11 protein-coding genes are annotated in these 10,000 nt (G+C 45.4%); 3 read left to right on the top strand and 8 right to left on the bottom strand.

The features are described 5' to 3' along the window. The 3 genes from glnL to glnA all read right to left on the bottom strand — a co-directional run. The coding region (gene glnL / locus LDL40_RS10120; protein WP_300995218.1) for a nitrogen regulation protein NR(II) at nt 1–875 on the bottom strand (875 nt) is incomplete at its 3' end. A 70-nt stretch (nt 876–945) separates the two neighbouring features. After that, entirely contained in the window at nt 946–1,524 is a 579-nt protein-coding gene (locus tag LDL40_RS10125; protein ID WP_300995219.1) for a DUF4124 domain-containing protein, read from the bottom strand. 83 nt (nt 1,525–1,607) lie between these two features. After that, the gene (glnA, locus tag LDL40_RS10130; RefSeq protein ID WP_300995220.1) at nt 1,608–3,017 is read right to left on the bottom strand and encodes a glutamate--ammonia ligase; all 1,410 of its coding nucleotides are present in this window, start codon (nt 3,015–3,017) and stop codon (nt 1,608–1,610) included. 452 nt (nt 3,018–3,469) lie between these two features. On the opposite strand from glnA, the gene typA reads away from it, so the two are divergent. Then, nucleotides 3,470–5,305, top strand: coding sequence for a translational GTPase TypA (gene typA, locus LDL40_RS10135; protein ID WP_300995221.1), 1,836 nt, complete (start codon nt 3,470–3,472; stop codon nt 5,303–5,305). 282 nt (nt 5,306–5,587) lie between these two features. Further along, nucleotides 5,588–6,121: a DUF3016 domain-containing protein gene (locus LDL40_RS10140; RefSeq protein WP_300995222.1), complete on the top strand. Its 534-nt coding sequence runs from the start codon at nt 5,588–5,590 to the stop codon at nt 6,119–6,121. Here LDL40_RS10140 and LDL40_RS10145 read toward each other — a convergent pair. Together LDL40_RS10145 and LDL40_RS10150 are read right to left on the bottom strand one after the other, a co-directional pair. Continuing rightward, entirely contained in the window at nt 6,108–6,407 is a 300-nt protein-coding gene (locus LDL40_RS10145; protein WP_300995223.1) for a hypothetical protein, read from the bottom strand. The genes LDL40_RS10140 and LDL40_RS10145 overlap by 14 nt on opposite strands. An 83-nt stretch (nt 6,408–6,490) precedes the next feature. After that, nucleotides 6,491–6,799, bottom strand: coding sequence for a prephenate dehydrogenase (locus tag LDL40_RS10150; protein ID WP_300995224.1), 309 nt, complete (start codon nt 6,797–6,799; stop codon nt 6,491–6,493). Between the two features lie 164 nt (nt 6,800–6,963). Between LDL40_RS10150 and LDL40_RS10155 the strand changes: the two genes are divergently transcribed. Continuing rightward, entirely contained in the window at nt 6,964–7,359 is a 396-nt protein-coding gene (locus LDL40_RS10155) for a MerC domain-containing protein (protein WP_300995225.1), read from the top strand. A 15-nt stretch (nt 7,360–7,374) separates the two neighbouring features. Here LDL40_RS10155 and LDL40_RS10160 read toward each other — a convergent pair whose 3' ends face one another. The 3 genes from LDL40_RS10160 to rsgA form a co-directional block, all read right to left on the bottom strand. Continuing rightward, complete coding sequence (locus LDL40_RS10160; RefSeq protein ID WP_300995226.1) at nt 7,375–8,058, bottom strand: glycerophosphodiester phosphodiesterase family protein; 684 nt, start codon at nt 8,056–8,058, stop codon at nt 7,375–7,377. Between the two features lie 74 nt (nt 8,059–8,132). Further along, entirely contained in the window at nt 8,133–8,999 is an 867-nt protein-coding gene (gene asd / locus LDL40_RS10165) for an archaetidylserine decarboxylase (protein ID WP_300995227.1), read from the bottom strand. Nucleotides 9,000–9,013: 14 nt separating this feature from the next. Continuing rightward, on the bottom strand, nt 9,014–10,000 hold a 987-nt coding region (gene rsgA / locus LDL40_RS10170; protein ID WP_300995228.1), incomplete at its 5' end, for a small ribosomal subunit biogenesis GTPase RsgA.

Here is a 10,000-nt window from a genome sequence, read left to right on the forward strand (position 1 = left end):
ACTTTGACGGCCGCGACTAAACGGTGACGGCGGCCATGAATAGTATGTTGGTTTAAAATCCGGGTTTGTAAGGTGATTTGGCCACCTTCAGTCAGGACTTGCTGAGCATTACCTACTATGTTCAGTAAAGCCTGTTCTATTAGTTCAGGATCAAATGAAAAGTCTGGGATGCTTGGATCATAGTCACGGCTAAACTGCACATGAGTAGGGTTGTCCATTTGTGCCAGTTGACTGACTCTTTCCAGCACCTGATGCACATTGGAAGACTTTTTATTGGGTGCTTTATAGGGGCCAAGTAAGCGGTCAACTAAGTTACGTAATCTGTCTGCCTGGGCAATAATCAGCTGTGTATATTCTTTTTGATCATCATTTAACGACTCTTCCAACAGCTGGGCTGCGCCTCGCAATCCACCTAGTGGATTTTTAATTTCATGGGCTAATCCCCGGATCAGCTCCCGTGCGGCTAAATGCTGATGCTGCTGTAAACTTTCCAGACTGATTTTTCGCTGCTGATCGACCTGGCGTAGTTCCAGCATCAAAGCTAAATGCGGCTGTTCTATCAGATTGACTGTGACATCCAGCAAAATATGGCGTCCATCCAGTAATACGGCCTGAACATCACTAATTCCAAAGCCTTGCCGGTTTTGTAAGGCAGTTAAAAAGAAACTGGAGGTTAAATCTGTGTATTGAAATAAGGTGAAAAAATATTGCTGCGCCAGACGTTTTTCGCCCACACCAAACATGGCCGAGCTGGCGGTATTAAAATACTGCACTTGCAACTGGCTATCGAGCACCAAAATTGCGGTACTGAGCTGGTCGGTAAAGTCGGTGGTGGAAAAATCCATCGTCTTTTGTTGTTGGGTCACTGCGTTCACCTATTGCACCAAAATGGTGCTTTGATTTCACAGTGTACTGTAAAATCAGACGTGTTACCGTCAAAACGCACTATTTTGGTGAAGCTATTGTAGTTTTACGTAAATAAAAGGTTGTGACAGGACTTTCTGCAATTAGCTTGCCGTTTTGATCAATGGCCTGCAGCTGCAATTGATGTGCCCCACGTTCTACACCAAGCAGGCGAAAATTGCTGCTTTGCTGCAAAGGGCTTTGTTGAGAGGTATCCAGAACTAAGCGTAGTTTGTGGTGGTCCGCCAAAGCCGGGCTGACATCACTTTGTACTACCACTTCCCCCTGATTGGAGATCACCGTCGCCTCCATAGCGGGAGTTAATATAGTGAGTTGGTAAGGCGCTGTTGCTTGTTCAGTTAACGAAGCTAAAGGGTCGATTTGAGTGGCTTGTTGAGGTTGTTGGCTTTGCAGAGAAACTTTCAGTTCTAACTTTTTAGAACCTGCAACAGGTTGGTCTGTATACAGAGGCACACCATTTTTATCCACGCTGACATAAACCTGTTGAGTCAAAGCACTGGCGTAGAATACCGTAGTGCAAAGTGCAGTAGTGCAGAGTAAAGCAAAAAACAGACTTAGCTTCTTCATAGTGACCCTGACTGTGGCTGCTGCTGTATCCACTCTAATCTGTCCTGCACCGGATCTCAAATTTCAGCCAAAGAAAAACCCGCGGCAAGCGCGGGTTTTTGATAGCGAACAGCGATTTACACGCTGTAGTACAGTTCATATTCCAGTGGGTGCACTGCGATAGAAACACGTTTAGCTTCTGCACGTTTCAGTTCGATGTACGCATCGATCATCGCGTCAGACATTACGCCGCCTTTCGTGAAGATAGCGCGGTTGGCATCTAAAGCGTCCAGAGCTTCGTCCAAAGAACCACAGACCTGAGGGATCAGTGCTTCTTCTTCTGGTGGCAGGTCATACAAGTCTTTATCCATGGCATCGCCTGGGTGGATCTTGTTTTGGATACCATCTAAACCAGCCATTAACTGAGCTACGAAAGCCAGGTATGGGTTCGCTGCCGGATCCGGGAAACGCACTTCGATACGACGTGCTTTAGCACTTGGTACCAGAGGGATACGAATAGAAGCTGAACGGTTACGGGCTGAATAAGCCAGCATTACCGGAGCTTCGAAGTGTGGTACTAAACGCTTGTACGAGTTGGTAGAAGGGTTAGTGAAGGCATTGATTGCTTTCGCATGCTTGATGATACCGCCGATGTAGTACAGAGCAGTTTCAGACAAACCAGCATATTTATCACCAGCAAACAGGTTTACACCATCTTTTGCTAATGACTGGTGACAGTGCATACCTGAACCGTTATCACCCACCAGAGGTTTTGGCATAAAGGTTACAGTTTTGCCGTACAGGTTCGCGACGTTGTGAACCACGTATTTCAGAACCTGAATTTCGTCAGCTTTCTTAGTTAAAGTATTGAAACGAGTTGCGATTTCGTTCTGGCCAGCAGTAGCTACTTCATGGTGGTGAGCTTCAACAACCTGACCCATTTCTTCCAGTACTACACACATAGCGCTACGGATATCGTGGTGTTGATCTACTGGTGGTACCGGGAAGTAACCGCCTTTGATACCAGGACGGTGAGCTTTGTTACCGCCTTCGTATACTTTGTCTGAGTTCCATGCAGCTTCAGCTGAGTCGATAGCAAAGAAAGCTGTAGACATAGTGTTTTTGAAACGCACGTCATCAAACATGAACCATTCTGGCTCAGGTCCAAACAATACGGTGTCAGCAATACCGGTTGACTTCAGGTACTCTTCAGCGCGTTTAGCGATAGAGCGTGGGCAACGCTCATAGCCCTGCATAGTGCTTGGCTCGATCACGTCACACGTAATGTTGACAGTGGTTTCTTCTGAGAATGGGTCCAGTAACATGGTGCTTGCCTGAGGCATCAGGATCATGTCTGAGTCATTGATGCCTTTCCAGCCGGCGATGGAAGAACCGTCAAACATTTTGCCATCTTCGAAGAAGTCTTCATTGATTTGGCTGGACGGGATAGTCACGTGTTGTTCTTTACCTTTGGTATCCGTAAAGCGTAAATCAACGAATCTTACGTCGTTCTCTTTGATGAAACTCAGTACTGTAGATGCAGACATGCATTCCTCCGGTTTGTGCTGTTGACGGGCGTAAAAAAACGCCTGTTTTTATAATGCTGGCTCAGGCCAAAGCTTTGTGCTTTTTAATGCCATTCTTATGCCAAAGATTTATCGTGTTGATCTGTAATGACTTTTTGTGGAATTGCATCCTAATGATGCAGGCTTTTGCATTAAGTTGGTGCAATGTTGCCTCATTGTGATGCAAAAGCCCCATGCTGGTGCCTTTTCAAATAAACACCATTTAAAATAGCAAGTTTCATCGCTCTGTCACTGAATAGCCCTGAAATACACAGGTTGCTCATCCGGATGTAAAAATAAGCCGCTGCAGAGCACAGTTAATTTTTCTTTCTGTGTAAAAACAGAGTAGAATACGCGCCCTTGAATTCGAACAACTTTTAGTCAATGCCTAGTAGTCAGGATTATGGTCAGCTAGTGCCACAGAGGAAATACAAATGAGCGGAACCGCTTCAGCAATAGAAAAACTGCGTAATATCGCCATTATCGCGCACGTTGACCATGGTAAAACTACTCTGGTTGATAAGTTACTGCAACAATCAGGTACTTTTGATTCACGTGCTAAGTTGCAGGAACGTGTGATGGATTCCAATGCTCAGGAATCCGAGCGCGGTATCACCATATTGGCAAAAAACACTTCGGTACGCTGGAACGGTTATCATATCAACATTCTGGATACACCGGGTCACGCTGACTTTGGCGGTGAAGTTGAACGTGTATTGTCTATGGCTGACTCTGTGTTGTTATTAGTTGACGCTGTTGAAGGCCCAATGCCACAAACGCGTTTCGTAACTCAAAAAGCCTTTGCCCACGGTTTAAAGCCTATTGTTGTTGTGAATAAAATCGACCGTCCTGGAGCTCGTCCAGATTGGGTTATCGATCAGGTATTTGACCTGTTTGACAACTTAGGTGCGACGGATGAACAGTTGGATTTCCCTGTAGTTTATGCATCAGCAATCAACGGTTGGGCCACACTGGATTACAACGAGCCAAAAACTGATATTAACGATTTATTCGCGGCCATTGTTGAGCACGTAGCTCCTCCAGCCGTTGAATTGGATGGTGATACTCAGTTACAGGTGTCTCAGCTGGATTACTCCAGTTACTTAGGCATCATAGGTATCGGCCGTATCAAGCGTGGTACTTTGAAGCCAAACCAGCAGGTTACTATTTTAGGTGCTGATGGCTCGAAACGTAACGCTAAAGTAGGTCAGGTATTCGGCTACTTAGGTCTGGAGCGTATTGAAGCGACTGAAGCCAACGCGGGTGACATTGTTGCCTTCACTGGTTTAGGTGAACTGAAAATCTCCGATACCATTTGTGCTCCGACCAATCTGGAAGCATTACCAGCTCTGCAAGTTGATGAGCCGACAGTCACCATGACCTTCCAGGTTAATACCTCTCCGTTTGCGGGTAAAGAAGGTAAGTTTGTAACTTCACGTCAGATTTTAGAGCGTTTAAATGCGGAACTGAAACACAACGTAGCCTTACGTGTTGAAGAAACAGAAGACGGTGATAAATTCAAAGTGTCTGGCCGTGGTGAACTGCACTTAGGCGTTCTGATCGAAAACATGCGCCGCGAAGGTTTTGAACTGGCCGTGTCTCGTCCTGAAGTGATCATGAAAGTGATAGACGGCGAGAAAATGGAACCTATGGAAAACGTCACTATCGACGTGGAAGAACAGCACCAGGGTTCTATCATGGAGAAAATGGGCGAGCGTAAAGCAGAAATGACCAATATGCAGCCAGATGGTAAAGGTCGTATCCGTATGGATTTCCAAATGCCAAGCCGTGGTTTGATTGGTTTCCGTACAGAGTTTATGACCATCACTTCTGGTACTGGTCTGATGTACAACAGCTTCGATCACTATGGCCCATACAAAGGCGGCACTATAGGCCAACGTATGAACGGTGTATTGATTTCAAATGCGATGGGTAAAGCCGCAGGTTATGCGATTTTCTCTCTGCAGGAACGTGGTCGTATGTTTATCGGTCATGCGGAAGAAGTGTACGAAGGTCAGGTGATCGGTATTCACAGCCGTAGCAATGACTTAACTGTAAACTGCTTAAAAGGCAAACAGTTAACTAACGTTCGTGCTTCTGGTACTGATGAAGCCATCAACCTGGTTCCACCAATCCGTTACACTCTGGAACAAGCTCTGGAATTTATCGATGATGACGAGCTGGTTGAAGTAACACCACTGTCAATTCGTATCCGTAAGCGTCACTTGACTGAAAACGATCGTAAACGTGCAGGTCGTGCCGGAGCGTAGAGTCGTTTTAGTGTAAAAAGCCGCCGAAAGGCGGCTTTTTTGTTTTCGATAATTCAATAACGCTCTGGCTTGCCAACACCGGAAACCCATCAAGTCTGATCGTCAGGCTATGTCAGTAAGGCGTTACATCTGAATACTTATTGGCACAATTAATCACTTCAGTTTCTTCAGCAGACTAGGCTATAGTGAAGTCAATAGCTTAGGTACTTATTCATCACGAATTCAGTGCTGATGTTTTATCCTGTTAGACATCGCGATTTAAGAAGATAAGTGGGGTGTGTAATGCGTATGATCAATTTGAGTGTGCTGATGCTCTCCGCGTTGGTGGCGACAACTGTTGCCGCAGGCGAAGTAAAGGTTGAATACAAAGACTACAAGAAGTTTACTGATATGAAGCCCGCCAATGAGCCCAGGGGCAGTTATGAAAAACGCACTATGGCCAGCTTCGATAAGATTTTTGCCGATTTGGCAAAGCAATTACCTGAAGGCTACAACTGGCAGGTAGTGGTTACTGACATAGATTTGGCTGGTGACGTGAATTACATGTTTACTCAGACCGGGCAGCAAATCCGTGTGATCAAGGATATATTTATCCCGCGTATAAATTTCAGCTATAAGCTGTTTGACCAAAATAAAGTGCTGGTTACTGAAAACAATGAGTTGAAGTTAAAAGACATGGGTTTTATGACCCGGATCAGTAATGTCAGAGCTGATCAACCATATGAGCATGAGAGGGTGATGCTGGAACGTTGGTTTAAAGATACTATCCAGCCTGTTGTTGCTAAGCATCAGTCAGCTTCTGCTAAAGCAGGTTAGCTATCTCACGATAAATCGCTACAGCCTCCTCCCGGCTTAATTGTCCACTGGAGGCTGCTTTTCCAATGGTGCTGGTAACCCGCACTGAATCCTGACGTGTTTCTTCTTTGGGCTGTTGTGGCTCTGGCAGACTGGATAATTGCTGCTGTTGTTTACTTTGCTGCACGCTGGCTTGCAGTTCCTGCGCCAGAGGTGCTCCAGGATTTGGACGAGCAGTGTTGCCTGACAACGCAGATTGTCTGGCTTGCAGTTTTATACTGTCTAATGAAGTCGTTAAGCTGGCCATGTCGTACTCCTTCTTCTGAGTTAGAGTAGTGCAATGGCCTTTTTTTGTTAGAATATTTTTTTCTAACCAGCTAGAAAAAAAAACTATTTGGTCATGAGCTGGCGAAACTCAGCTAGTGTTTTGTGCAACAACTGAATTTGTTTCACAACACGCTGCAAAGTTGCAGTGTTAAACTGTTGAGTCTGACGCATGGCCGCTACTTGTTCTGCAGCTTCACTTAAATAAGGCATAAATCTGTTACTTGTGACCTGAAAGCTCTTGTCGTTGACAAAAATAGTCTGGTACTTGCCATGGCCTTGCTGTTGAATATCGTCCAGAATCGCGTCTGCATCCAGAGCTTTACGGTACAGATCCTTTAAGTTCTGATCCAGCTGTTCCAGTAATTGATCCATTCTTTTGTCTCCAAAAAATTTGTCGCATTATGCCACAACCTGCTCTGGAAGCCGATTCTGTCGCCTGGATTTTCTCTATGTTGTATAAAAGAGTTAGCGACTTGGTTTGTTTTTTTAGTGATTTGTTATATTATATCACTCCTTCAAAACCGGAGTGTCAAGTTGTGCTGAGTCAGGTTCGTAATACATTAGATAAAGTAGGTATAGCCATCACATCTTTGTGTGCTATCCACTGCATTATGCTACCTGTGTTATTGCCTGTATTGCCATTGTTAGGATTAAGCGCCTGGCATAACCATGCTTTTGAACGGATCATCTTATTGATCACTATGGTACTGGGTTTTATTACTTTGTTCGCGGGCTTCCACCGTTACCATAAAAAGATTTATCCTTTTTATTCGCTGTTTTTAGGTGGTTTTATCTACTGGCAGAAAGACATTTTTGGCCATGACTATGAGCACTACATTCTGATCATAGGTGCGTCTTTTGTCGTGCTGGCTCATGTGCTAAATATACGTTTGTGTAATCAGTGCCATAGCTGCGATAGCCATAAAGACTGATCTTCTGTTGGATTGCTACCAGCTTCTGGCTTCCAGCGGATAGTTGCAAAAAATCCCATCTACACCCAACAGCTGTAGTTTTTTTGCTGTTGTTGCATCGTTCACCGTATAAACCAGCACTTTTAAACCGCGTTGATGCGCATCCTGAACCAGCTCCTGGTTGATAAAACCTCTGTCGCAGTGCACTGACCAGGCTCCAAGTTCTGACGCAAAAGCTGCATAGTCCAAGTGTAACGAGGCCGTTAAAGCGCCTATTTTTAAATCAGGTCTTTGTTTTTTAATCTGTTTCAGCAGATGGTGATTAAAGGAGGAGATCAGCAGTTTATCTGGCTCTGTGCCCAATTCAGTTTCAGCTTTTTTAAGTAGCTTGAATAAAGGCTCTGCCGTATCCGCACCTTTGAGTTCGATATTCAGCAAAGTTTGATTGTTCACCAGTTGCAGCGCTTGCCATAAAGTCGGCACTTGCTGGCCTGCGCCTGCATCCAGTTGTTGCAGTTGTTGCAGAGTAAAATCCTGCAACAAACCTTTGCCATTGGTGGTACGACTGACATTTTCATCATGGATGACGACCAACTCGTTTTCAACACAAAATACATCAATTTCAATACCATCAGCTTTAGCCAGTAGGGCCTGCTGTATCGCCAATAAGGTATTTTCCGGATAGGAGCCGCTGGCACCACGATGGGCAATAATCTGCATTGGTGTTCTCCGTTGCCTGATTCAAGAATTCAGAGCAATAAAAAAGCAGAGCTTAGCTCTGCTTTTTTATTTGATTAAGCCTTGTTGACTATCCCGGCAAAAGGCTCGCCCATACGGGTCACAGCCGTTGGATATTGCTTGTCAGTAAATTCAATCTGACCGGCCTGGAACGCCAGGATCACTGTGGACCCTAGTTTAAAGCGACCCATCTCGGCACCTTTTTCCAAAGTCACAGCTTGTGGCCCTGAGGTTGGATAAGTCCAGCGGAATACATCTTTACCTGTAGGCGGCGTTACAGTTCCAGCCCAGACAGTTTCAATGCTGGCCACTATAGTCGCACCTACCAATACCAGCGCCATAGGACCTAGTTCAGTGTCGAAAATGGTGACTACACGCTCGTTACGGGCGAATAAGTCAGGCACGTTTTCGGCCGTTAACGGGTTTACTGAAAACAGGTCGCCTGGCACGTAAATCATTTCACGTAAGGTGCCTGTGATAGGCATATGAATACGGTGATAATCTTTAGGCGCCAGATAAATGGTCGCGAACTTACCGCCAGCGTAGGGTGCGGCTGTGGCTGCGTCACCACCTAATAAAGCCTGCAAAGAGTAGTTGTGGTTCTTCGCCTGGATCAGCTGACCATCCACTATATCGCCCAGCTGGCTAATAGCGCCGTCTACCGGCTGGCAGACCACATCAGCATCCGTAGTGATAGGGCGTAGGCCGTCTTTTAAAGGCCGGGTGAAGAACTCATTAAAGCTGGCATAGTCTGAGGCTTTTTCAAACTTCGCCTCAGCCATATTAATTTTATAGGCTTTAATAAAAAGGTTAATCAGCGCATGACTGACAAAACCTAAACGTGCTGCCGCCAGATAACCAACAAGACGGGATAATAAATGCTTAGGCAGAACATACTGCAATGCGATTTTGACTTGATCCATAGTGGATTTAAACCTCAGGGTTGAAAATAATTCGGCTTATCCTGCGCCATACTAAGCAGGATTTTATGGTAATTGGCAAAACGTTCCGGGTGGATTTCTCCAATGCTGACCGCATGTTGTAAAGCGCAGCCCGGATCGTTTAAATGTTTACAGTCACGGAATTTACAGCGGCCCAGCCAGTCTTTAAACTCAGGGTAACCTAAAGCGATTTGCTCTGGTTCCAGATGCCACAAGGCAAATTCGCGGATACCTGGTGAGTCTATTAAATCGCCGCCGTCTGGTAAGTGATATAAGCGGGCTGTGGTGGTGGTGTGCTGGCCTAAACCTGAGTTTTCTGATACTTCACGGGTTTCGGCGGAAATATCAGGCAACAGATTATTGACCAAAGATGACTTACCTACACCGGACTGACCAACAAAAATACTGACGCCTTGCTTCAGGTATGAATCCAACTGAGCTGTACCTTCACCTGTTTTAGCGCTTAACAATAAAAATTCGTAACCAATCTTTTGGTAGATGGCGAGTTGCTGGTCGACTTCAGCTCGTTGCTCATCCGTCAACAAGTCTATTTTATTCAGCAATAACAATGGCTTGATATGCATTGCTTCAGCCGCAATCAAATAGCGGTCGACAATGTTCAGCGAGAATGCAGGTAATACGGCTGAGACAATAATCATCAAATCTATATTGGCAGCTACAGGTTTTAAACCATCATAAAAATCAGGGCGCAATAATACGGATTCGCGCTCAGCTACAGCTTCCACAACACCCTCTGGGCCACCGCCAGGTACTTTAGTACGGCAGAAAACCACTTTGTCACCTGTGACTAAGGAGCTGATAGTGCGACGGATATTGCAGCGAAAAATCTGGCCTGCGCTATCTTCAATATCGGCATGTTGACCAAAACGACTGATCACTAAGCCATGTTCGGCTTCGGCCAATAAGTCAGAATCCAGCTCTGGTTTAGAGGTTTTATTCTGAGCCCTGGCTAAACGACGATC

The sequence above is a fragment of the Rheinheimera sp. genome (assembly GCF_020217005.1).
In the GTDB taxonomy this organism is placed as follows: Bacteria; Pseudomonadota; Gammaproteobacteria; order Enterobacterales; family Alteromonadaceae; genus Pararheinheimera.